A 25,273-nucleotide genomic window follows, 5' to 3' on the forward strand; every position below is an offset into this window, starting at 1 on the left:
ATCTACCAACAATAATTGTTATTAAAGTCGTTGTCGATATTGTTGAGAAAAAATTATGATTAGGGATATAAAAGCCCTATTTTTATATAAAGCCCTTGGATTTATGAATAAAGTGAACAAGCCTGCCACGATTAAAGAAATTGCCAAGAAGCTGAAAATCAGTCCTTCGACAGTTTCTAGAGCATTGAATGATCATCCTAGTATTGGATTGGTGACAACAATGCGCGTAAAAAAAATGGCCGAAGAATTGAATTATGAACCCAATCAAACGGCTATATTCTTCAAGCAACGTAAAACATTTACGATTGCTGTTATCTTACCGAGTTTGTCTGAACCGTTTTTTTCTTTCGCCATTAGTGAAATTGAAAATGTTGCATCAGAACATCGATATACTGTGCTTATGGGACAATCACTGGATGACCCCGAGCGTGAAGAGCAGATCTTAAAAACATTTAAAAACCATCGTGTCGATGGGATTTTGATGTCTATAGGTAAAAAGACGACCAATTTAGAATTCATTGAGAAATTGGAAGCGTCTGGTATCCCGATTGTCTTCTTTGACTGTGTGCCTAGTTTACCCAATATCAATAAAGTACAAAGCGATCTTTCTACGGGTATGAACGAAGCTGTGGATGCTTTCGTAGCGCGTGGACATAAAATTATTGCCCTTGTAAATGGGCCGAAAACCTTGCCGGCTAGTGAAGATCGAAAAGTAGCTTATCTATCCGCCATGAAAAGGAATGGTATGGATATTCTAGAAAAGAATATCATCGAAACAGACCTGAGTACGGAAGGAAATGAAAAGGCGATGGATAGTATATTTGCGATGTCTGAGCGACCTTCTGCAATTATATCTTTTAATGACTTTGTTACACTTGATTTGATGAAAGCGGCCAGACAAAAGGGGCTTGTCTTAAATCAAGATATTTTCTTTATTAGTTATGCCAACTATCCGTTATGGCAATATATGGAAAACCCGCCAATGGGACGCATAGAGCAATTTCCGGGAATGCAAGCGCGTAAAGCAGCTGAAATTTTATTTGAACGCATTGACAACACCGAAATTGTCGATCAACAGATCGTCTTTAAGTCGCGATTGGTTATGTAATCGCTATTAACCATTCGATCATAAAACTAAAAAGGGGAAAATCGTTAGATTTTCCCCTTTTTAGTTTTTTTGTTTTAATACTACAAGTGGATCACTTCACCGTAAGCATCAGCACAAGCTTCCATAATCGCTTCACTCATTGTTGGGTGAGGATGGATTGTTTTAATCATTTCATGACCTGTTGTTTCCAGTTTGCGGGCAACAACAACTTCTGCAATCATTTCTGTAACATTGGCTCCGATAAGGTGTGCGCCTAGGAACTCACCATATTTAGCATCAAAGATAACTTTAACAAAGCCATCTTTCGCACCAGCAGCGGAAGCTTTTCCAGAAGCTGAGAATGGGAATTTACCAACTTTAATTTCATAGCCAGCTTCTTTCGCCGCTTTTTCGGTATAACCTACAGAAGCAATTTCTGGGGAACAATATGTACAGCCGGGGATATTATTGTAGTCGATAGGTTCAACATGTAGACCTTTGATTTTTTCAACACAAGTGATCCCTTCTGCTGAGGCAACGTGAGCCAAGGCTTGGCCTTTAACAATGTCACCGATCGCATATACACCTTCGATGTTTGTTTTGTAGAAATCATCTACAACAACACGGCCGCGATCAGTTTTTACACCAACCTCTTCCAAGCCGATATTTTCGATATTTGGAGCGATACCAACAGCCGATAATACAATCTCTGCTTCGATAACTTCAATACCTTTTTCTGTTTTGATAGAAACTTTGCTCAATTCACCTGTTGTGTCAACGGATTGAACTTCAGATTTCGTTAAGATGGTGATACCTTGTTTCTTTAAGCTTTTCTCTAATTGTTTTGAAATTTCTTCATCTTCAACAGGAACGATTCTATCCATAAATTCTACGATAGTTACTTTTGTTCCGATTGCATTATAGAAATAAGCAAACTCAACACCGATAGCACCTGAGCCAACAACAACTAAAGATTTTGGTTGTTTAGGAAGTGTCATTGCTTGACGGTAGCCGATGATTTTTTTACCATCTTGAGGTAAATTAGGCAATTCACGTGAACGTGCACCAGTCGCTAGGATGGTATGTTTTGCCGAATATTCTTTAGTAGAACCGTCTGCTCCTTTCACATCGATTTTACCACCTTTTTTAATTTTTGCAGTTCCATTGATGACATCAATTTTATTCTTTTTCATCAAGAACTGAATACCTTTACTCATTCCTTCAGCAACCCCGCGACTTCTTTTGACAATAGCGTCAAAATCAGCCTCACCACCTTGAACATTGATGCCGTAATCAGCGGCATGGTTTAAATATTCAAATACCTGAGCACTTTTCAATAATGCTTTTGTAGGGATACAGCCCCAGTTTAGACAGATTCCGCCTAATGATTCGCGTTCAATAATCGCTGTTTTGAACCCTAACTGAGCGGCTCTAATGGCAGCAACATACCCGCCTGGACCACTACCGATTACAATGATGTCGTAATTCATATAAATAAATATTCTGTAGTTGAGTGTTATAGCTTCAAATGACAAAATCTGTGAAGCATATATTCATTCAAAAGTACGCATTTTTTCTGATGAATATGAACTATTTATTGTAAAATTGGCGGTTTCTGATAAAACACTGTCGCTGTTTCTAGCTGAATGTCACATCCTGGTCAAAGGGGGAAAAATAATAGTTAAAGCGTTTTTAGAGTCTTATTTTTGAAGTTCACAATACACAGTTTATCATTATGTTAAGAATATTCAGACAGATCGCCCTGTGGGAAGCAATCTCCACCATTTGCTTGTTTTTTATTGCCATGCCGTTGAAATATTTCGCGGGAATCCCCGAAGCAGTCAAAATAGCCGGTTCCATTCATGGCTTCTTTGTCGTTATCTTCGTCGTTATGTTAATCATGTCAACTGTAGAATACAAGTGGCCTATATTAAAGGCGGTGAAATATTTCTTGGCTTCTTTGATCCCTATTTTTGGCTTTTGGGTGGAATTGGATCTTAAAAAAGAAATTGAAGGAAAGAGACAGAAATCATAGTTTGTTTAAAAAATACAAATGCATAAATTTTTGCAAAGGGTTAGGGTAGGGGGGAGATACCAAATTAATAAAGACAGGGGAGATGTTTAATCATCTCTACCTGTCTTCTCAATCCCCATATACGCATAGGTAATGCTATCTTTTCCATGAGGAGCTGGATTACCATCGTCATCCAAGTTTACAAAGACCAATTTATCGATCGATAGAATTGTTTTCCTGGATATTTTATTGCGTACCTCGCAGCGCATCGTTAAAGATGTTGTTCCAAAATTGATCGCTTCAATACCCAGTTCGAGAATATCGCCTTGCTTGGCTGAGCTTACAAAGTTTATTTCTGAAATAAATTTCGTAACCACTTTGGGATTTCCTAATTGAACGATGGCATAGATGACTGCTTCTTCATCAATCCATCGCAGTAGTGTTCCTCCAAATAATGTTCCATTGGGATTTAGGTCTTCGGGTTTGACCCATTTTCTTGTATAAAAATTCATCGTATGTAGGTATTTATGACAAAGGGGAAAAGTTTCCTTTTCCCCTTGAGTATTCGATATTTCTCGCCTAAGCGTGTATTGCTCTATTTGCTGTAGCTGCTAGCGCCGCCTCTTTGATTGCTTCAGTATAGGTTGGGTGTGCATGGCAAATACGTGCGATATCCTCTGCAGATGCACGGTATTCCATGGCTACGGTTGCCTCACCAATCATATCTGCTGCACGAGGACCAATCATATGTACACCTAATACTTCGTCAGTTGTCGCGTCTGCCAGTACTTTTACAAAACCATCCGTGTCACCAGATGCTTTTGCACGACCAGAAGCTTTGAAAGAGAATGATCCAGCTTTGTATTTTACACCTGCCTCTTTAAGTTGCTCTTCAGTCTTTCCAACAGAAGCAACTTCAGGCCAAGTATAAACAACACCTGGAATCAAATTATAATCAATATGTGGTTTTTGACCTGCAATATATTCTGCAACATATACACCTTCGTCCTCAGCTTTGTGTGCCAACATTGCTCCAGTGATCACATCACCAATTGCAAATACACCTTGTACAGCTGTTTCCAGATGGGCATTAACAGGGATTTTCTTGCCTCTTTCTTCTACTGTGATGCCGATATTTTCTAATCCTAAACCTTCAGAATATGCGGTACGACCAACGGCTACGATACAATAGTCGCCTTCTAAAGTGACTTCTTGTCCTTTCGGATCTTCAGCAGTTACTTTTACAACTTTACCTTTCGCGGAAGCTCCAGTCACTTTATGACCTAAATAGAACTCCATGCCCAATGATTTTTTCAAAACACGTTGTAGTTCTTTTCCTAAGCCACCATCCATTGTACCGATGATAGATTTTGCAAATTCAACAACAGAAACTTTTGAACCCAAACGAGCATAAACAGAACCTAGTTCCAAACCTATAACACCACCACCAATGACAATAAGGTGTTTTGGAATCTCTTTTAGGTTAAGTGCTTCGGTTGAGGTAATGATTCTTTTTTTATCAACAGGTAGGAAAGGCAATGAAGTCGGTTTCGATCCCGTTGCGATAATTACATTTTTACCAGTGATCTGTTCTGTAGAACCATCTGCTTTCGTTATTTTGATGGTGTTTTTGTCCACAAATGAACCCACACCCTGAAAACTGTCAATTTTATTCTTCTTAAATAAGAAGGTAATACCTGCAGTATTTTGGGCAATGACATCGTCTTTACGAGCAATCATCTTTGCCATGTCTACTTTCAGATCTTTCAAGCTGATGCCAAATGCATCAAAATTGTGCGCAGCATTGTGGTAATGCTCCGAAGAATCTAAAAGCGCTTTTGAAGGAATACATCCAACGTTAAGACAAGTACCACCAAATGTGCTATATTTTTCAATAACAGCTGTTTTTAATCCTAATTGGGCACAACGGATAGCTCCTACATATCCGCCTGGACCACTTCCGATTACAATTACGTCGTATTGCATTGATTACGTTTTATTTTTTTGTACCACAAATTTAATGATTATTAATGGGATAGGAAATCAAAACTTACGATTTGTGACCAAAGATCCTTACTTTACATTTTTTTGATAAAAGAATGGAAATTATGCACCTCGGGGAACAATGAATCGGTGCTAGTGGGGGGATAAAATTGAAAAAAGGATATTCATATTTTGAATATCCTTTTTTACTTATTCGTTATTCTGCAACAATTTTTCCTTGCATGACACCATAGTGACCAGGGAAGCTACAAATAAACGTATAAACTCCTTTTTCAAGTGTAAAAGTGATTTTATCAGTTTCCCCAGGTCCCAATAATTTTGTGTGGGAAACAATTGAAGATAAAGCTGATTTTGGAATATATTCGTCTGCCGCAGCTGCAGCAGCCTCAGCACCAAAAGTTGGAAGGTCAACACCTGGTTTTAGGATAACTACGTTATGTCCCATGGACTCTTTTGGCATAGTACCTGCATTTTTGAAAGATAATTCTACTGGCTCACCCGCTTTTACACGGAATAGATCCTTATTATATTTCATTTGATCGTTACCTTCTAAAGATAAGCTGTTGGAAATAGCCACGTTTTCAATTCCAGGCACTGTTTCTGTTGCTTGGCTTTCTGTTGAAGTTGTCGCTTCTGTACTAGTTGATTTTTCAGACTTGTCACTGTTTCCACCACAAGATGCAATTGATAAAGCAACTGCAACTGCTGGTATCATAAAAAGTTTTTTCATTTGAATGATTGTTTGTTTATCTTTTATTTATTGTAGGCATTTCCGCAGCCTTTAGCGGTTTAGTGATGAAGTTATGACGAACGTAATTCCTTTCTGGATACACGTTCATGAGAAATAACATCAAAACATCTTGATTATGTTCTAAAATTAATGATTTCATTGATAAATTGAAACTATCATTTCAATTTTGACAATAAAGTATCAATTGTTTTATATAATTTGATAGGATCGAATGGCTTTCCGACAACTTCATTGGCTCCGGCATCGAGCGCTTCCTGTTGTTCGGCTTGGAGCACAGAGGCTGAAATAGAAATAATCGGCATGTTTGCGATTGTCGGATTCGTGTTTCGACGTATTTCCTTGATCGCTTCAAAACCACTCATGAGCGGCATATGGGCATCCATAAACACCAAATCAATTTTTTTCTTATTGATTTCCTCTAATGCAATGAGGCCATTGGTTGCCAAAGTGATTTCGCAATTCCAGCTCTTCAGGATATTTGCCAGCATAAAACTGTTTAATTCATTGTCTTCAGCAATCAGGATCATCGGAAAGTTGAACTTGGGCAATTCCGTATAGAGTATCTGCGTTTCTTTTTCTACGGGTTTGTCTTTGATTTTATCAAAGGTACATTCAAAGGAAAATATGCTTCCCTTACCATATTCACTCGATGCAAAAACCCGACCGTTGAGCAGTGCAGCAATACGCTTTACAATCGCAAGACCTAATCCTGTACCGCCAAATTTTTTGGTGATACTATCTTCTCCCTGTTCAAACGCAATAAATATTTTTTCCAGGGCGTCTTCTACAATGCCGATTCCTGTGTCTATAACCTGAAACCGTAAACAGATGCTATGGTTATCCTCTGTTAGAAGCTGAATTTTTAATACAACAGAACCTTCCGAGGTGAATTTGAAACTATTGGAGATAAAGTTGGTCAATATTTGTTTCAACCGTAGTGGATCTGTCAGAAAATAACTTGTGATCCGATCGTCTACATCAATTGAAAAATCCAACCCTTTGTAGTTGGCTTTATCAATAAAGAGGTTGTTTAGATCATCTGTAATATCGTGCACTGATGTCGACTCCATGTTAAGTTTCATCATACCTGAGTCGACTTTTGAAAGATCCAATATGTCGTTGATAATAGTCAACAGATTTTGAGAGGCAGAGTCCAGTTTATTGATCCAGTTTTCTTGCTCTAAAGTGAGCTGGGAGTTTTTTAACATCTGTGTAATACCCATAATACCATTAATAGGCGTACGAATCTCATGGCTCATATTGGCTAAAAAGGTTTCCTTGGATTTCCGAGCAAGATCGGCCTCTTCTTTAGCTTTGAGAATGGCCTGTTTTGATTCTTCTAAGGCAATGTTTTTCTCTTTAATTTCCTGCTGTATCAGTAATTGCTGAACAAAAGATTTTACTTTTGCGATGGTCGCTTCCGGGTTCAGTGGTTTATATAGATAATCCACAGCTCCGCTATTAAGTCCCTGAATGAGGTATTTGTCTTCTTTTGAAATCGCTGTTACCATAATGGGGATAATATGGTTTGTTTTCGGATTCTTCTTTAGGAAGGAAACAAATTCAAAACCATTGATTTCTGGCATCTGTACGTCAACGAGCGCTAAGTCAATATCCTCTTTCCAACAGATTTTTAAAGCCTCGTTGGGATCCGTGCTCGTCACTATATTTATATTTTCGATATCCTCCAGCAGTGCTGTAAGACTGATAATATTTTCAATTTTATCATCGACAATCAATATATTTATCTTCTTCATTATAGCAAATCTAAATACAATTTTAAGTCAATTGCTTGATGTAATCTTTTATTTCTTGAATGCTCAAAATGCGTTCCTGTGCATCGAGTTGAATAGCTGCTTCGGGCATGATGGGAACTTCAGCCGTCGTAGGGTCTTGTACAAAAGTCGTCCCGCCGTATCGTTTTATCATTAATAATCCCTGTGCACCATCCTGATTCGCTCCAGAGAATAAGATAGCGGTACAATTTTCTTTATATATTTCGGCTACAGATTCGAAAGTTACATCAATTGATGGTCTTGAGTATTGAACAGGTTCCGAGATATCCAAAGAAAAGCTATAGTCTGGTTCAACTAAAAGATGATAGCCAGCAGGGGCAAAATAAATAGTCCCATCTTCTATCGGTTCCTTATCATCTGCAGTTTTTATTTTTTGAACAAGCGCTTTGGAAAGCGTGTCCTCAATACTAGAAGCATATTTAGGGTTTCTGTGTACAATGACAATAACGGGTATGCGGATTGGTCGTTCCAATGACTTTAATATATTTAGAATGACACTAAACCCACCGGCAGACCCCGCTAACAAAAGAATTTTCCTTTCCATCACCTACTAACCAATTTTTTGGTAAATATTCTGTTTTTTGTTTACGACCTTAAATTTAGCAGCGTCTTTATAGTTGATTAAAGATTCTTTCGCTCCCAAACATAAGAAGCCCAGATGGCATAGTGAATGATAGAATAAATCCAGGACTTTATTTTGCAGTTCAGTATCAAAATAGATCAATACATTACGGCAGGTAATCAGTTGAAATTCATTAAAAACGCCATCGGACACCAAGCTATGCATGGAAAAAAGGACATTTTTTTTCAGACTATTATTAATGGTAGCTGCGTTGTACATCGCTGTATAATAATCCGACAGTGAGTTTTTTGGTTCTGTTTTAATAAAATTTTCCGAGTATTCTTTAACTTTCGCGAGCGAATAGATACCGCGTTTTGCCTTTTCTAACACTTTGCCGTTAATGTCGGTACCATAAATAAATGCACGTTGGTAAAGATTTGCTTCTTCTAACAATATGGCCAGCGAATAAACTTCTTCGCCAGTAGAACAGCCTGCGCTCCAGAGTTTTATATGTGGATAAGTAGCGAGATAGGGAAATACATCCGTTTTTACAGCTTTATAAAAATCAGGATCCCTAAACATTTCAGTTACATTGACTGTAATTTCCTGTAGGAAATAGGTGCTGAATCCGGGCTGATTAATCAAATTGGACTTTAGCTCCTGTAGATTGAGCTTGTTAAGTTCCATTATTCTAGTCACACGTCTTTTTAAGGAAGCTCTTGTATAGCCGGACACATCATAGCCGTGGAGATTTTTGACTATATCAATAACTTCTTCCAACTCTTCAAAACTTATCATTGCTACTATTTTATCGGTTAACTCAGCCATACGCGCATCAGAGATATTAATTTGTCAACATCAACCGGTTTACTAATATAATCGTTTGCTCCAACAGCAATTGTTTTTTCTCTATCCCCTTTCATTGCTTTCGCTGTCACAGCAATAATAGGAAGGTTTGCAAATTTCTTGTTTGCCCTTATTTTTTCAATAGCCTCATAACCATCCATAACGGGCATCATGATATCCATTAAAACAAGGTCAATCTGTTTATTCCGTTCAAGAATATCTAAAGCTTCCTGACCATTGTTGGCAATTTCAATGTTCATATCATAGCTTTCAAATGCAGTGCTCAGGGCGAAAATATTCCGCATATCGTCATCTGCGAGTAATACTGTTTTGGAAGCTAAATTGTTTTCCGCAATTACAGAGGCTCCTGAGTGATTGAACATCGTGTATTCGTGCTTATCACTGCGAATTTTATTTAGGAATAAATTAACTTCATCAATCAGGCGATTATTTGATTTAGCCGATTTAAGGACCATCGCCTGGCTATGATGCAAAATTTCGGAAGTCTGCTCTGTAGTGAGTTCCATTGCCGTATTGATGATAATGGGTAAATCCTTAAATTGATTGTTCGATTTGATTTCATTCAGGAGTTCAATGCCTGATTTGTCAGGGAGATTCAGGTCCATAATGATGCAGTCAAACAATTTCTCTTGATCTAATAGATCGAGGGCTTGTTTTGCATTGAAGGCCTGAAATATCTGAATATGCTGTTCTTCTAAAGATTGTTTGATAAAATCGCTTTGGATTTCCTGATCTTCCACCAGCAGAATTTTTTTCAATGGATGACTAGTCGATGCTTTTATTTTTAAGAATGTTTCAGCCAAAGATTCTTCTGACACAGGTTTAGCCATAAATCCGATGGCTCCGGCAGAAATAGGTTCATCATGTAAAAATGTTCCTGCCGACATCATGTGCACGGGGATCTCCTTGGTGCTGTCAATTTTTTTGAGGTTACGAAGAACTTCCCAACCATCCATTTTAGGCAACATGATATCTAAGATAATTGCGGCAGGTCGTAAATTCTGTGCCTTTTGTAAACCATCTTGCCCATCATAGCTGATGTATACATCGTAGCCATTTTGTTCGGCGTAGTCTTTTAGAATATCTGCAAAAATAAAATCATCCTCAATAATCAGCAGTTTATTGTGTTTTCCATCGTTGTTGATCGACTTCGTTTTTTCGACTATAGGATTTTCCTTTGGAATTTGTGGCGGCGGATTACTTTCTTTTTCGATCGATGTTACTTTCGGGACTGAAATTTGAATCTCCTGTTCTAGCGGGATACTGAAGGTAAAGATACTACCTTCACCAACCTTACTGGATAAGTTTATTTTCCCTTTTAATAAGCTAGCAATTTCGCGGCATATCGATAAGCCTAAACCAGTTCCACCATATTTACGACTCGTTGAGCCATCTTCCTGTTTAAAAGCATCAAAGATTAGCTCTTGTTTTTCAGGAGCAATGCCAATACCGCTATCTTTAACCGTAAAAAGAAGATTTTCTGCTTCAGCTTCTATCGCTAAAGAAACTTCGCCTTTTTCACCTGTAAACTTGAACGCATTCGATAATAAATTCTTGAGGACTTGTTGTATACGATGTTCATCACCAATGAATTCCTGCGGCGCATTTACGTCGACATCGAGCAAGAAGTGAATATTTTTCGAAGCTGCGGTATCACTGAAAAAATCTTTAATATAATTGACAAGGTAGTTTGTGTTGATACATTCCTTTTGGACGTCAACTTTGCCCGATTCAATTTTTGCCAGATCCAACAATTCGTTAATTAAATGTAGGAGATCTGAACCGGCACTGTGAATAACAGAAGCATACTTTATTTGGTCCTCACTTAGGTTTTTCTTTTTGTTATCCTGAAGTAATTTGGCAAGAATGAGTATACTATTAAGTGGTGTCCGCAATTCATGGCTCATATTGGCCATAAATTCAGATTTATATTTGCTAGATAGCTCTACTTCCTCTATTTTCTGGGCTATGGCCTGACGGGCTTTTTCCAGATCTTCATTTTGGGCAAAGAGCAATTTGGCCTTCTCGTCAAGCTCATTATTGGTTTGGATAAGTTCTTCCTGCTGTACTCTAAGCTCTTCCTCAGAAGCCTCCAACAAATGGGTCTTATGGATTAACTCCTCATTTGTTGTTCTCAATTCTTCCTGTTGCGTCTCTAATTCCTCGGTTTGTTGTTGAAGTTCCTCATAAAGATCGGCAAGCTTCCCATGAGTTTGGGCTACTTTGATGATAACGGCAATGTTATCTTTTGCTTTATCCAGGAAGTTAAATCGTAGTTGCTCGTCTTTCTCATTGGTAATGGGGCAACAAATTTCCATGATACCGACACAATGGTTTTCATAAGAGAAGGGTACAATATAGATCTCGGCTTCTAAACGATCGGATAACGAGGTTTCTAAGATAAGATGCTTGTGGTCGACGTCTTTTATTTTAACGACTTCATGATTGTTTGCGACTTCGCCCAAAATACCATCGTTTTCCTTAAACGTTCGTTTGATATACTGTGTGGAGGAAATACCAATTTTGTGGCAAAGCTGATACTCCTGATAGTTATCATCGAAAATGTAAATCGTCCCACCTAATGCTTTTGTCGTGGAAGCAATAGCATGTAGGCTTATTTCGGCAATTTTCTTGTCTGTATAGTCACCGCGTAATTGTTCGTCAATGCCATTAATCGCATTCAAAATCCAGTTATCACCATTGGTCTGTTCTTGCAATAGTTGGAGACTTTTATTGGATTCTTGTTGACTTTTCACTGTAGACCTCAGAAATCTAGAGATCGAGGAAATTTTAGCGAGAATATAGAAGAACCCACTTAAGCCAATGGCGATGAAAAGGTAAGTAATGTACTGGGCCAGTTGCAGTTCATTTCTAGATTTTTCTAAGAGTCTTGCCCGTTGGTCTAATAGATCTCTCGACATGAGATCGATCTGATTTAATATCGAGGCCTTTCGCTCGTGAATATTATGTGATATGGATTGAGTTTCCTTTGTGTGATCGATATCCTGCTCAAAGTCGTAAAATGCAACGATATCTTTGCGGATGTTTTCAGTGCTGTTTGGCTGAACATGATAGAAATCATCTTTCAAACTTAAAGATCGCAACAGTTCGTCCATTTTTTTAAATTCCATTTTATAAGGAATAAATAGTGAAGCGTCTTTCTTATTCAGGTAATCAAGTTTGATGTCATTTACTTCGTCTACACTTGATTTGATTTCATTAATAATATTGAATCTATTTTCGGCAACACGAACAATACTTCGCTCGTTATTTAAATTATGATGCAGCGATATGAAAAAATATAGGGCTGAAAGGAAGATAAGCGAAAAAGAAATTATCACTCCTATGGTAATTTGCTTTCTATAATTTTTTCGATTCATGTTAGAATGAGTTTATCGTTTACTTTTCTGTAGGTATTGTGTTTCGATGGTACCTGGGGAAAAAGATATATGTAAAATAACAAAAAAACTTGCTATTCCTAAAATAATCAAAAGTCAGCATAGAAGCAAACCTATAAACAGTCATGGGGCATCCCAAAATAATCGATTACCGCGCAATAGCGATTTTTTGTTACGTAAGCGTAGCTCATACCATTTTTTGTCTTTTAATTCTGAGTTGCAGCAAGTAGGGATCAAGTAGTGATCAAATTAGGCATTTTAACAGTGTTTGTTCAGTGCTCGTTCAGTGATTGTTCAGTGCTTGTTCAGTGATCACTCAGTATAAACTGAATAAGCAGTGACTGATCACTGTCTAAAAATTGATTGAAAATTGTTTTTAGCTATATGTTGGTAGGGAGATGGTTCGGTCAAGTCTATTAAATAGAAGAAGAAAAAATGCTTATAAAAACAAAACCCTGATGATGGGCACCAGGGTTCGTTACTAACCAATTATAAACCTAAATTATGAAAAGACTCTTTAAGGGCTTCTAAACTAAATTAGTTGCCGTGTTGTGCCATGAAAACTAAAAATGATTGTTTTTTTTAATCTTATGCAAGCTTCAAGTAAATAACTCTTCTGATTGCTTGCTGTTAGTGTTTCATAGCGAGATAACCTTTAATTATCTTCTACAAAGATACGGTAAATATACAGTAGCATCCAAATATTTTTGAGAATAAGTTGCTAATACAACTATGTTGTGACACACAAATGATATTTTGGCTTAACTGAATAATTATCTGACAGTCCTGTCAATTAGATCAGTATCGCTACGCGAATTATTACTCGAAATGCCTTACTTTTACAAAAATAAATTTTTATGGTATTGACCGAATTTAAATCGATAAGAGCATTTGTATTGGATGTAGATGGTGTATTGACTGATGGTACTGTACAAGTTAATGAAGAAGGGCATCAGTTACGTACATTTAATATAAAAGATGGCTATGCTATGCAGTTGGCGATCAAGAAAGGCTATCCTATTTTTATTATCACAGGTGGAGGTTCGAAGGGGGTCGAGCAGCGGATGAAAGGTTTGGGAATCAAAGAAGTGTATTCAAAAGTTAGTGACAAACTGTCTAAAATGAAAGAACTTGCTTATGATTACAAGCTTGAATTAAATCAGCTGATGTACATCGGTGACGATATCCCTGATTTTAGCTGCATGAAGTCTGTTGGCGTAGCTGTTTCTCCGGCAGATGCAGTAGAAGAGATCAAGAAAATTTCACATTATGTGTCTGGTTTTTGTGGCGGAAAGGGAGTTGTGCGTGAATTGATCGAAAAGGTCATGAAAGTACAAGGCAAATGGTATGAGGATGAAACAGTAAAAAGTATATAAGGATGTTGAAAAATCTAAAAAATAGAACAATTATATTAGGGTCTCAATCTCCACGGAGAAAACAGCTGTTAGCAGGGCTTGGGCTGACATTTGAAGTCGACGTTCGGGAAACGGAGGAATACGTGGATCCGAATTTATCCGCTGCAGAGGTCGTTCGCCAAATCGCTATTTGTAAAGCGGAGGCATTTGGGGATAAAGACGATTGTTTGGTTATCTGTGCTGATACTATTGTCGTATCGGATAAGGGCGAAATTTTAGGTAAACCCAAAGATGAACAGGAAGCCAGAGCAACGCTAACAAACTTGTCTGGTAAGAAACATTTGGTGTTGACTGCTGTAGCGATCTCATGGGAGGGTAAGATTAGCTCTTTCGTCGAAACGACAACTGTTTATTTTTACGAATTAGATGCGGATGAAATCGATCATTATGTTACTAAATTTTCACCATTAGATAAAGCGGGCTCTTATGGAATACAGGAATGGATCGGCTTAATCGCTGTAAAAAAAATAGAGGGAGAATATAATAATGTGGTCGGATTGCCAACGGCAAAGCTTTATCAAGAATTGAAAAAGTTAATGTAAAAAAGCGGCAAAAGCCGCTTTTTTATTATTCCTTGATTTTTTAGCTGAGCTGTTATTTGATGAAATAACGAACTCCAGTGTAGAACATGCGTCCTGTTAATGGTCCCCAAAGCATTGAAGTGTCAAAATAGTTTCCAAAGGGTTGATCCGCTGCAAGTATTGGCATATTTTGGAAATAATTAGACAGATTTTCTCCGCCCACATATACAGTGAAGTTTTTCTCTTTCCCAAAAGTTTTGCTAATCTGCGCATTCATGGTCGCATAAGCTTTTGATGCAGTAGGCATTTGATATTCAACGGGGTTCTCTGCTGTTGACGGAATGCGTTTTTGTCCAACAACATTCAACGTATAGTCTACACTCCAGCCAGAATGGTGATTATAAGCTAGGTTTACAAAACCACGGTGTTTGGCCAATAGCGGTTTGGTCTTTCTGCCACTTTGAAAATCAGTTTGGACATCAAGTAAGCGATAGGCCAATCTCGTTTCAAAATGTGGTGCTGGCATAAAGCGAAATTCTGTTTGCAAGCTATTGGAGAAAGACTTCCCATTCAAATTGTAAAAATTGATCTCTCGGGGATTTTCGTAATCGACCACGACCTGATTAGAGAAGCTGTTGTGGAAAAATTCAACGGATGCCGAAGCCTCACGTCCAAAGATCCGCATACTTTGGTCTATCGCTATTCCGCTATTCCAGGAGACTTCAGGTTGTAGGCCATAAGCTTTATCGTATATATTAGGCGATTGAATAACCAATTTTCTACTACTTGCCAAGACGGCCGTATTCTCTGCAAATATATTTGCTGTACGTTGACCTCTTCCTGAGCTAGCTCGAACCGTTGTTCCCGAAATCGGTGCATAACGTAAATGGATGCGTGGTGTTGTAAACCAACCATATAGGGAATTGTAGTCTTGACGGAGACCAAGAATGGCATCAAATTTTTCTGATGGACTATAGGTATATTCTGCAAATGCTCCCGAAACCACTTCTTTCCTTTTGAAGTTTTGATCTTTTAAATACCACTCATTGTAATTGTCATAATTAATGGAGGCACCAACGCGATACTTGTGAGCGACTGTACCGATAATATCTTGAAATAAGAGGTTAGCATACCCATTTTGTTGGTCCGAATTGTAGTTATTGAGTCCAAAATAGCTTTTTTGATTGTAATTTGATCCTGCAAGCTGGAGACCTATGCTGCGGTGCTTATTTTCGGGGAACACGTAACCAATTTTAGCGAAACCTTCTACACGTTCAATATCAAACCCTAAACCATAGCGATTCGTTGTACCCTTATCTGTCTTTTCGTTAAAATCAATCTGCCCGCCTGTACGGTCGTCATTGAGATATTTTACCCCAAATTGTACCATAAGTCCTTTTCCATTTTCATAAAACCAACGGTTGACCCCAGAGAATAGATTGCCAACGGGTACATCTCTAAACCCGTTGTGACTAAAGTTCATGGATTTATTGTACATGAAATTGTCGTGCAACAGAACTGCGGTGGACCAATGCTGACCAATTTTTTGTGAAAGATTTAAGTTGACATCTGTGCGTCCCATGTTGTTCGCATAGGCATTAAAAAACAATCTTTCTGAATTTTGAGGTTTTTTCAATTCGACGTTGATCTGTCCGGCCATGTTTTCGAAACCGTTGGCTACGGAACCGATACCTTTCGCGATTTGAATTGATTCAATCCATGTTCCTGCAATAGAATTTAAACCTAAAGGAGAAGCGAGCCCACGAGGTCCGGGTAAATTTTCAACGGTTAATTGGGTATAAATACCACTAAGGCCCAGCATTTGAATCTGTTTGCTGCCTGTTACAGCATCAGCACTGACGACATCGACGGAGGCATTGGTTTCAAAGCTCTCGCTTAAGTCACAGCACGCCGCTTTGAATAACTCCTTTCCTGTAAGAACTTCCAGTCGTGCAGGTGTCATACGGTCGATGTAATTTGAGCGTCGTGTTCCTTTTACCTCGACTTCCATCAACACATTTCCTTTTGCTGTAATCATGATGACTTCATGAAGATCTTTGATGGTGATGGTGTCAGGTTTCATCCCAACATAACTTACAACCAATTTGTTGAATCCTTCTTTATGGTCCAATTTAAAAACACCATTTTCGTTTGTCCTTGTGTTTTTGGTTGGAAGGTTGGCCCAGTGTAAATTGGCACCAATAATGGGTTTAAGATCCCCCTTTTCATTTTCTTCAACGACAACACCGGTAACTGTATGTGGATGGTCATGGTTATCGGTTGTTACAGTTTTCTTTTCGGGTATTTTGCCATTTTCCAATCGCGGATACATACAACATTCATGGAGTTTAGCGTAGGATTCATCAGTGGCAACCAAGTTGTCTACATCATGACCAACTTGAGCAATATTTTTCTTGATTGTCTCCAGTTGAACTTTTTGGGGGTTATATTTGATTTGCAATAAGTTGTCTCCTGCATTCCAAACGGCCGTTTCTACGCCATGCATTTTTGCGGCAGTTTCAATACGTTTTTTACACATGGCACAGTTCCCAGCCACTGTAAGAGTCCTCGTACTGTCGGTCTGTGCCTGTACAAATGCCAGAAAAAATAAGGATAGAATGGTTGTCGTATATATTTTTTTGAAAATTTGATTCATCATTTTAATTAAGAGTATTCGCTTCAACTAGCATTTAATTTTTACCTTCATGATACCACGCAACCACATTCAAGGGGTACGGATTTATTTTTTCAGTTCTACTATTTTTGCTGAATGATTTAAAATCCACTGTTTTTTGTTCCGTGACAAGCTACGGAAAGATCAATGTTGGGAATGACAGTCTGCCGTTCTCACGAAATATAAAAACTATACTGGACTTCGGTCAATTCAAGAAAATGAACTGCGTTCGGTGAAAAGAGGTGATATTAAATTCTAAAATTTTGATTGAGAATAAAAACAGGTGGGTTCTGTCTATTATCGCTCGCAAAATCGGTATACTTTAATTTAGAAAAATCGTCCTCCTCCCCAGAGAAATGATAATAATTAAGTATCCAATGAAGCGTAACTATTGCGGGAGAAAAAGTGTTAAAATCAAGATTTTGTGTTACTCGGCTGAAGTGATCGACCTTTTGTGCTTCGATCTTAACATCTTTACAGCTTCCTGTTTCATGACAGTGGTTCTGCTGTTTTTTTGCAGACTTGGCACAAAGAGGGCAGGCCATAGTATGGCTTTCCGATAACGATACACTTTTTGTTTCCCCTTGGCAAAAATGAAGATGCAGTGAGGCACCACTTGCTGCGAGCAAATAGAAAAATAAGCCGATAAATAGTGCAATTTTCTTCATCGAAGCAAAAATAAAGAAAATATGTAATTTTTTTTTGTAATATTTTGGATAAATGTTATAACTTGTAGTAACAAATGAAAAACCAAAAATTACCAGAGTTATGTATTTATTATTTATCAATCCGGTCAGCTCGTATTTGTTAGCTATCTTTTTGATTGTTGGGGCAATTCTATTGTACAAGGGATTCTATCATCTGGTTCGTCGTATACAGGAATAGTACAGTGTGTTCGATCTTTTTTCGGAACACTTTATCGGATAACAGCGTATGTAATTTAATTCCTGAAATTTACCTATTCCAGGAAGATGTTATAAGAATGGGAACATTTTTTAAATGCTCCCTTTCGTTTTGTTTATCGGCTTAATAGAGGATCACTTTTTCCCGCATTTCCAATCTCTACACGACCCGCATATTGTTCCTCAAAGTTTAGAAAACCGGCGCAGGTGAGGCGGAAATCATACCAAAAGTTTTGCTTAGCCAAATCAAAATGTATCCTAATGGATTGCCCACCTTTAAGTTGCAGACTCCTTTTTTCTTTTCCATAGCTGATATCCTCGAAAACAAGTTGCTGGGTTGTTTTCCCCTTGTTTGTACATGAAAAAGACAAACGCCCAGTAAACGCGGATTCATTTTTACTTTTTTCATAGGTACAGCGGACCTTTAACTCTGGGTTGTTTGTGTCACCTTTAAACGCTCGATAAAATCCATTTGGGCCATAGATTTCGAGGTGGTACATTTTTTTATCGAAGGCGTCTAGCGACCATTGGTCCGTTACACGATCTCCAGGAGAAACAGCATAATTTCTTGAGGTTCCAACTTCTCCTTTGTAGCTAGCAGCATGGTAGACGGTAAAAGGTGAGCCCGCAGCATGTTTGCCAAAAATTTTATTTGAAGCTTCAAATGTGACCAAGTAATCCCCTTTGGATTGGTATTCGCCATGCACATAAAGTTCATAGGGAAGGATACATGAATCCCGGAGCCCTTTTTCTTGTTTTGGGAAGTAGGGAGAACTGCTGGGGTCTTGCTCTATTTGTTTGATCTCCATTGCGCTGAGCGCTTTGAAGCCCATGGGAAGGCCTTTGAACTTGGCTTGGTGAATCTCTTGGATAAAAGGTTCCCGTTCTAGTACAATCGGTTTGTTAATGTTTTCGCCATGATAGGGCCTAAATGCCGAAGTTAAATCTCCACATACTGTACGCCGCCAACTGCTGATGTTGGTTTCTTTTATATCTTTCTTGATTTTGTGGTTAATAAACTTCTCTAGGAATTGTAAACTGGAGGTATGGTCAAACACTTGCGAATTGACCCAACCACCTCTGGTCCATGGAGAAGCAATGATCATCGGTACACGATAGCCAAGACCGATATTGCTTTCTCTTCCGCTTTCAGGATAATATTGCTCATCGCGGCGTACATATTCTAACCCAGGGTTGATTCCCGCTGATACTTTTCCGCTTTCTGTATCATCCGGATTTGGAGCTGTAAAGGGGGCAAAGTGGTCAAAATACCCGTCGTTCTCGTCATATGTAAGTATAAAGATTGTTTTTTTCCAAACTTCTGGATTTTGGGTAAGAATGTCCATGATTTCGCTAACATACCATGCGCCAAACCAAGGAGAATCAGGATGGTCAGAAAAAAGCTGCGGTGGAGCCAGCCATGATACGGTTGGAAGTTTACCTTCCTCGACATCTTTTCGGAATTGATACAGAACATCCCCTTTAGGGATCTGTAACTCGCGCTGTTGTCCCCCTTCTTGATAATGCATTGTTTCCAATTCCATGTAATCGGGCTGTGCACTGTTGTTAACAAAAGCACGGCGATGAATATCTTTTGTCCGCTCATCGAACTTTTCAAAGTTCTCGGCAGTATATAGCTGTAATTCTTCTAGCGTATGTTTGAGATTTTTCTTTAAATTTTCAAGCGCTTCGCCAGCTGTTGTTTCGCTAATTTTGCGTTCGAGATCTTCTTGTTTTAATGTCAGGAGCTGACGATAGCGCGGATGATATTTGACTTGATATTGGGGGAAGTATTCCATCGGATTACAACCAAAATTGGCGAGCCAGCTATTTGCTTCGCCACTATAACCAGCGCTGCTCGAAGAAATTTCATTTTGATAGATTTTCCAGTCTACGCCTAATTCCGAAAGGCGTTCGGGGAAAGTTGTCCATGTTGCTTTCCCGCTAAACTCGGAGTCTCCATTCCAAACCAAGGCTTTTCCTGTAAGATTTTCCCGGATATTGGCTGTCCAGAAATAAAGCCTATTCGGATTCGTGCCGGTGATGCTCGAACAAAAGTGTTGGTCGCAGATTGTGAAAGAGTCCGCGAGAGAATAGTAAAATGGAATATCTTCGCGACTATAATGTCCCATAGTCAACGGTAGATTCGAAAATTCTTTAAATCCGGAATGTTTTACATCCAACCATTTGTTCATCTTGCCTTTATTGCGAGCATCTGTTTGGTCGGTCCAGTTGTGCGGGAGACAACCCATCCAGGTGACTTTTGAATCTTTGATATCCAATCGGAAAGGAGCAAATGTTTCGCCGGATTTTTGCGTCTGAAACCAAACTTTATTCCGATTGGGTTGACGGATAGCTCTAGGATCATTGAAGCCTCTTACACCACGCAGTGTTCCAAAGGCATGATCAAATGAACGGTTTTCCTGCATTAATAAAACAACGTGCTCGGCATCATAAAATGTGCTGCCCAATGCTGGATTTATAGCCATCGCTTTCGCAATAGCGGATGGAATAACATGGGAGATAGAAGCTCCCCCAGCAAGCATAGCCGCTTTCTTTAAAAAATCTCTTCGCGTATCCATGGTTATAACAGTATTGATTTGATTGGCTGCCTATTGCTTGGTTGATCAAGGCAACAAAGTTATTCTCTTCGAAAAATCACATTTTCGAAAACTGCCTTAAAAATAAGAGTTCGATCCAAGAAAAAAGACTTTAGACCGAACTCTTATTAAAAAATTAACGCTTTGCTAATTTCTAGCCTACATATTAAGCTTTGATAGACGCAATAAATGCTGGAATCTGTGTAAGATAATCCGGTTCTTTTAGCCGTTTGACAAATGCTGTACCTATAATGGCACCGGCCGTATGCTTACTTGCTTTTTGAAAGGTAGGTTTATCGGAGATACCGAAACCAACGATCAATGGGTTTTTTAATTGAAGATCATGTATCCGCTTGAAGTAAGCAGCTGTATCGTCTCCAACATCAAGTGTTTTACCTGTCGTTGCATTGGAAGAAAGTAAATAAATAAAGCTCCTGGAAAGGCTGTCTATTTTTCTGATTCGTTCTTCAGAAGTCTGCGGTGTTACAATGAATATATTTGCAATCCCATTTTTCTCGAACGTCTCTTTGTAAAGTTCTTCGTATTCATCCATGGGTAGGTCAGGTATAATGACACCGTTTACACCTGCATTTTTACATTCTTCACAGAATCTTTCAACACCAAATTGGAGCACAGGATTAAAGTAGCCCATCAAAAATACGGGAATGCTAACATGTTTACGGAGGTCAATCAATTGATCGAACAACTTTTTTACGGTCATGCCGTTTGCCAAAGAGACTTCTGAACTGTGCTGAATGACAGGCCCGTCTGCCACTGGGTCGGAATAAGGAAAACCGATTTCCAAAAAGTCCGCGCCAGCTTCTTCCAATTTCTTGGCAATACTTATTGTGCTGTCCAATGTTGGATATCCAGCTGTAAAATATATCGATAAAAGGGGAGTACCTTCTTTTTTTTCAATTGTATTCATGCCTTAAAAATCAAAGTATTTCATATAATTATCTAGATCCTTGTCACCACGTCCAGAAAGACAGACAACGACAGTCTCATCACCTTTAAAAGGTATTTTTTCCAAATAAGCCAGGGCATGAGAACTCTCAATAGCCGGTATGATACCTTCTAGTCGGGTAAGCTCAAGACCTGCCTGCATCGCTTCGTCGTCAGTCACACTTACATAGTTACCTCTGCCGGATTTGAATAACCAAGCGTGTTGAGGGCCAATACCGGGGTAATCGAGTCCTGCCGATATGGAGTAAGGTTCTATGACCTGGCCATCCGCTGTTTGCATCAGTATAGATCGGCTTCCATGTAAAACGCCCTCTTTTCCTAGTGCTGTTGTCGCAGCGGATTCGCCTGAATCAACACCATGGCCAGCTGCCTCTACGGCATACAATTGAACCGATTCTTCATCGAGGTAATGATAGAACATACCTGCCGCATTGGAGCCTCCACCGACACAAGCCAATACGATATCTGGATTTTCTCTTCCTGTTTTTGCTAATAGTTGTTTTTTCGTTTCTTCAGAAATAATAGACTGAAAGCGAGCAACCATATCGGGATAAGGGTGTGGTCCCACAACAGACCCAATGATATAATGGGTGTCGACAGGATTGTTGATCCAATCTCGCAAAGCTTCATTGGTCGCATCCTTTAGCGTTTTGGAGCCCGATGTTGCGGGAATAACTTCGGCCCCCATCATTTTCATCCGTGCTACATTTGGAGCTTGACGTTGAATATCAACTTCTCCCATGTACACTGCACATTGTATACCTTTCAGCGCACAAACGGTAGCTGTGGCAACGCCATGCTGTCCTGCGCCTGTCTCGGCAATGATGCGCTTTTTACCCAAGCGTTCCGCTAATAGAATTTGGCCAATAGTATTGTTGATTTTATGCGCTCCGGTATGGTTAAGGTCCTCCCGTTTTAAGTAAATCGTAGTTCCATATTTTTCAGAAAGACGCTTGGCATGATATAATGGAGAAGGACGTCCGACATAATCGCTGAGCAGTTGGTTAAATTCCTCCTGAAAGCTCTCTTCTTCGATAATTTTGAGATATTCTTCACGTAGCTCTTTCACATTGGGATAGAGCATCTCAGGGATATAGGCTCCTCCAAAGGGACCATAATATCCTTTTTCATTGACTTGATATATACTCATTTTTTAATAGTATTTATACTGTGGCTTAATAGCTCAATATCTTTTAAGCCGGGTTCTACTTCAAATTTTGAATTTAAATCCAGTGCATATAGCCGTGGATCATTTCTTTCTAGCGCTGTTTTGATATTTTCGGGATCTAAACCGCCGCTGAGAAAATAGGGGGTAGTAAGTTTGTATTGGTCCAATAGGGACCAGTCAAATTGTACTCCTGTACCACCATAGGAACTACTTTTTGTATCAAATAAAAAGTAGTCTACAATTTTAGCGTAAGGATCCAGCTGTATCCAGTCAAAGTTTTTATCTACTCCGAAGGCTTTCACGATGCTAACTGCTGATTTTTCTTTCAATTCAAGACAGTATTCCGCAGATTCATTTCCATGCAGTTGAATTGCATTTAGTTGGAATTCAGTTATTTTATCTAGAATTTCTGAAAGGCTGGCATTGACGAAAACTCCGACCTTACTTAGGCTGTCAAGGTCCTTAATGTATGAGGAGGAGCTTTGACCAACATAACGTTTGGATTGATCATAAAATATGAATCCCATATAATCGATGCCCAAGGAGGCTACAGCGGTTATATTGTCGGGATATTTCATGCCACAAACTTTTACTTTGATCGCCATTTTATTTTTTGATTAGTTTTTGGAAACTGCGCAAAGCTTTACCTCCCATCAATGAACTTTCAGCTTCATAAAAACAGTCACCAAAAGATTTTTTGGGATTAAAGGTCTTAATCGCAAATGCGGCATTCGTCAAAACAACATTGTTCTGCACATCTGTACCCTGATTGTTCAATATAGATAAGAATGTCTGGGCGGCATCTGCTATCGTTTCACCTCCCGTCAACTCCTGAGCTGAGACTGGGGTAAAACCAAGTTCTTCCATGTTGTAGTAATTCTCTCCTTGGTTGTTGATTACCTTAAAATCACCGGTCATGGATATCTCATCATAACCGTCCAAAGCATGAATAATGGAATATTGTTTGTTGGTATTTTGGTATAGATAACCATACAGTCGTGCTAATTCCAAACTAAATACACCAACAGACTGAAATCTAGGATTGGAAGGATTTGTCAATGGACCCAGCATGTTAAAGAAAGTCTTAACACCCAATGCACGACGTATCGGGGCAACGGTTTTCATGGCAGGGTGAAACAATGGCGCATGTAGGAAACAGATATTGGCTTCATCAAGTTGGCGTTGTAGCTCAGCCTTGTCGTTGCTGAACTGATAGCCTAAATATTCCATGACATTGGATGAACCACAGCTCGAAGATACCCCGATATTACCGTGTTTTGCGACATGGTAACCAGCCCCAGCAGTGATAAAAGATGCTATTGTCGAGATATTGAAGGTATTTTTACCATCCCCACCTGTACCGCAAAGGTCAATTAAATCATAACCGTTAAAATCCAGCTTGAGGCATAAATCATACATCGCATCTCTAAACCCTCCAAGCTCTTCAACGCGAATACTGCGCATACCATAAGCCGTCATAAATGCCGCAATTTGGTGACTGTCATACTTGCCCATGGCAATGTTGGTTAGGATCTCGTAGGCTTCTTGCCGAGAAAATGTCTTGTATTCAAATAAATGCGCTAAAATTTCTTTCATGGTAATTTAAATAAAAAAAGGGCTTACCTTATTTAGGCAAGCCCATCATATCTTGACGTATTAATCAAATAATGCAATAGGAGTTTGCCACAACGTTATTCGTTGTGCCACCACCAAGCTTTATTTGATACAGTTGTTATCATTGTTATTTTTATTAATACAAATATGGTTGATAGAATTATAAAATGCAAGTGTTTTTATTGAAAAATTTTTAAGAAAGCATCTTTGGCTTAATATTGCTCACAAATATACTTTAAAATAAAACCTGATAAGCGTGCATTTGTGTAAGACTAAGCGTGATATTTAAGGATTCTAACAGCAGGCGTCTGATAAAATAGGGGCAATGAAAACTAATAGAATACAAAATGAGCTTTATTGTTCCCTTTGGAAACTAATGTAAAAGAGGCAATTTTGCTATCACGGATGACTGCTGCAAATACAAAACGCTTGAGGTATTTGACAAAGTAGACTTGTTGCGGGTCAATACCTTCGAGATCGATATCACTTGTTTCTTTTCTTCCTGTTTGAGCAAAGCTAAGATATTCCAGTTGGTTGATATCCTTGCTCTGTACATTTATCCTGATTTCATCGATGCTTGCCAATAGGTATTCCTGTAGATCTTCGTCCAGTTTTTTTGATGTTATTAGATCTTGGCTTAAAATAATATCAGTCGCTAAATTAGGATCATTCAAGCGCTGGACAAACTTTTTTAAAACAACAACCTGTTCATTGGAAGTTTGTTGTTCCTGAGCAAATAGGCTTTGGCTGACAATACAGCCAATAAACATGAACAACAATAGCTTTAATTTTATCTTCATACTTGTAAGACTTGTCTTCATCAAAATAGATTAAAACTATGGAATAAAAACCTTCGGGAGGTTATGGATATCGTACTGAGTTGTCTCCGAAGAGAGGGCGATGTCTTTAATAAAAAACGCCTTTTGAATAAAGG

The 25,273-nt window shown here is 38.7% G+C and carries 20 protein-coding genes; 4 read left to right on the forward strand and 16 right to left on the reverse strand.

The window, feature by feature from the left end; translation table 11 throughout:
• Window positions 1-103: 103 nt before the first annotated feature.
• Entirely contained in the window at window positions 104-1,108 is a 1,005-nt protein-coding gene (locus CBM24_RS03860) for a LacI family DNA-binding transcriptional regulator (RefSeq protein WP_088163448.1), read from the forward strand.
• 80 nt (window positions 1,109-1,188) lie between these two features.
• Here the strand turns inward: CBM24_RS03860 and lpdA (CBM24_RS03865) are convergent, their stop codons facing one another.
• Complete coding sequence (gene lpdA, locus CBM24_RS03865) at window positions 1,189-2,577, reverse strand: dihydrolipoyl dehydrogenase (protein ID WP_070560650.1); 1,389 nt, start codon at window positions 2,575-2,577, stop codon at window positions 1,189-1,191.
• Between the two features lie 245 nt (window positions 2,578-2,822).
• Between lpdA (CBM24_RS03865) and CBM24_RS03870 the strand changes: the two genes are divergently transcribed.
• Window positions 2,823-3,122: a DUF3817 domain-containing protein gene (locus CBM24_RS03870; protein ID WP_046674086.1), complete on the forward strand. Its 300-nt coding sequence runs from the start codon at window positions 2,823-2,825 to the stop codon at window positions 3,120-3,122.
• An 86-nt stretch (window positions 3,123-3,208) separates the two neighbouring features.
• On the opposite strand, the gene CBM24_RS03875 is transcribed toward CBM24_RS03870, so the two are convergent.
• The 7 genes from CBM24_RS03875 to CBM24_RS03905 all read right to left on the reverse strand — a co-directional run bounded on the left by CBM24_RS03875 (window position 3,209) and on the right by CBM24_RS03905 (window position 12,461).
• Complete coding sequence (locus CBM24_RS03875; protein WP_088160268.1) at window positions 3,209-3,613, reverse strand: acyl-CoA thioesterase; 405 nt, start codon at window positions 3,611-3,613, stop codon at window positions 3,209-3,211.
• Window positions 3,614-3,680: 67 nt separating this feature from the next.
• Window positions 3,681-5,087 (reverse strand): dihydrolipoyl dehydrogenase, encoded by a 1,407-nt coding sequence (lpdA, locus tag CBM24_RS03880; protein ID WP_075991087.1) that lies wholly within the window; start codon window positions 5,085-5,087, stop codon window positions 3,681-3,683.
• Window positions 5,088-5,301: 214 nt separating this feature from the next.
• Window positions 5,302-5,835 carry a plastocyanin/azurin family copper-binding protein gene (locus CBM24_RS03885; RefSeq protein WP_075991088.1) on the reverse strand — a complete coding sequence of 178 codons (534 nt, stop codon included), beginning with the start codon at window positions 5,833-5,835 and terminating at the stop codon, window positions 5,302-5,304.
• A 176-nt stretch (window positions 5,836-6,011) separates the two neighbouring features.
• Window positions 6,012-7,613, reverse strand: a complete 1,602-nt coding sequence (locus CBM24_RS03890; protein ID WP_088160269.1) for a response regulator — start codon at window positions 7,611-7,613, stop codon at window positions 6,012-6,014.
• Window positions 7,614-7,635: 22 nt separating this feature from the next.
• Complete coding sequence (locus tag CBM24_RS03895) at window positions 7,636-8,196, reverse strand: chemotaxis protein CheB (protein ID WP_198386032.1); 561 nt, start codon at window positions 8,194-8,196, stop codon at window positions 7,636-7,638.
• 6 nt (window positions 8,197-8,202) lie between these two features.
• Window positions 8,203-9,042: a CheR family methyltransferase gene (locus CBM24_RS03900; RefSeq protein ID WP_232475681.1), complete on the reverse strand. Its 840-nt coding sequence runs from the start codon at window positions 9,040-9,042 to the stop codon at window positions 8,203-8,205.
• Entirely contained in the window at window positions 9,030-12,461 is a 3,432-nt protein-coding gene (locus tag CBM24_RS03905) for a response regulator (RefSeq protein WP_088160271.1), read from the reverse strand. Before CBM24_RS03905 ends, CBM24_RS03900 begins: the two co-directional genes overlap by 13 nt.
• 875 nt (window positions 12,462-13,336) lie before the next feature.
• On the opposite strand from CBM24_RS03905, the gene CBM24_RS03915 reads away from it, so the two are divergent.
• Both CBM24_RS03915 and CBM24_RS03920 read left to right on the forward strand, forming a co-directional pair.
• A complete protein-coding gene (locus tag CBM24_RS03915) occupies window positions 13,337-13,855 on the forward strand; it encodes a KdsC family phosphatase (protein WP_088160273.1) in 519 nt (172 codons plus the stop codon).
• Window positions 13,856-13,857: 2 nt separating this feature from the next.
• Entirely contained in the window at window positions 13,858-14,436 is a 579-nt protein-coding gene (locus tag CBM24_RS03920; RefSeq protein WP_088160274.1) for a Maf family protein, read from the forward strand.
• A gap of 52 nt (window positions 14,437-14,488) precedes the next feature.
• Here the strand turns inward: CBM24_RS03920 and CBM24_RS03925 are convergent, their stop codons facing one another.
• From CBM24_RS03925 to CBM24_RS03960, 8 genes are all read right to left on the reverse strand, one after another.
• Window positions 14,489-17,074 carry a TonB-dependent receptor domain-containing protein gene (locus CBM24_RS03925; protein WP_088160275.1) on the reverse strand — a complete coding sequence of 862 codons (2,586 nt, stop codon included), beginning with the start codon at window positions 17,072-17,074 and terminating at the stop codon, window positions 14,489-14,491.
• A 263-nt stretch (window positions 17,075-17,337) separates the two neighbouring features.
• Window positions 17,338-17,757 (reverse strand): HYC_CC_PP family protein, encoded by a 420-nt coding sequence (locus CBM24_RS03930; RefSeq protein WP_145327817.1) that lies wholly within the window; start codon window positions 17,755-17,757, stop codon window positions 17,338-17,340.
• 350 nt (window positions 17,758-18,107) lie between these two features.
• Window positions 18,108-20,573: a phosphocholine-specific phospholipase C gene (locus CBM24_RS03935; protein WP_075991096.1), complete on the reverse strand. Its 2,466-nt coding sequence runs from the start codon at window positions 20,571-20,573 to the stop codon at window positions 18,108-18,110.
• 184 nt (window positions 20,574-20,757) lie between these two features.
• A complete protein-coding gene (gene trpA / locus CBM24_RS03940; RefSeq protein WP_075991097.1) occupies window positions 20,758-21,519 on the reverse strand; it encodes a tryptophan synthase subunit alpha in 762 nt (253 codons plus the stop codon).
• A gap of 3 nt (window positions 21,520-21,522) precedes the next feature.
• On the reverse strand, window positions 21,523-22,707 hold the full coding sequence (gene trpB, locus CBM24_RS03945; protein ID WP_075991098.1) for a tryptophan synthase subunit beta: 1,185 nt from the start codon (window positions 22,705-22,707) through the stop codon (window positions 21,523-21,525).
• A complete protein-coding gene (locus CBM24_RS03950; protein ID WP_075991099.1) occupies window positions 22,704-23,330 on the reverse strand; it encodes a phosphoribosylanthranilate isomerase in 627 nt (208 codons plus the stop codon). Before CBM24_RS03950 ends, trpB begins: the two co-directional genes overlap by 4 nt.
• A 1-nt stretch (window position 23,331) precedes the next feature.
• Window positions 23,332-24,321, reverse strand: coding sequence for an anthranilate phosphoribosyltransferase (gene trpD, locus CBM24_RS03955; RefSeq protein WP_075991100.1), 990 nt, complete (start codon window positions 24,319-24,321; stop codon window positions 23,332-23,334).
• A gap of 350 nt (window positions 24,322-24,671) precedes the next feature.
• Entirely contained in the window at window positions 24,672-25,139 is a 468-nt protein-coding gene (locus CBM24_RS03960; protein ID WP_088160277.1) for a hypothetical protein, read from the reverse strand.
• Between the last annotated feature and the right edge of the window lie 134 nt (window positions 25,140-25,273).

Source organism: Sphingobacterium sp. G1-14 (assembly GCF_002196555.1).
Classification (GTDB): Bacteria; Bacteroidota; Bacteroidia; order Sphingobacteriales; family Sphingobacteriaceae; genus Sphingobacterium; species Sphingobacterium siyangense.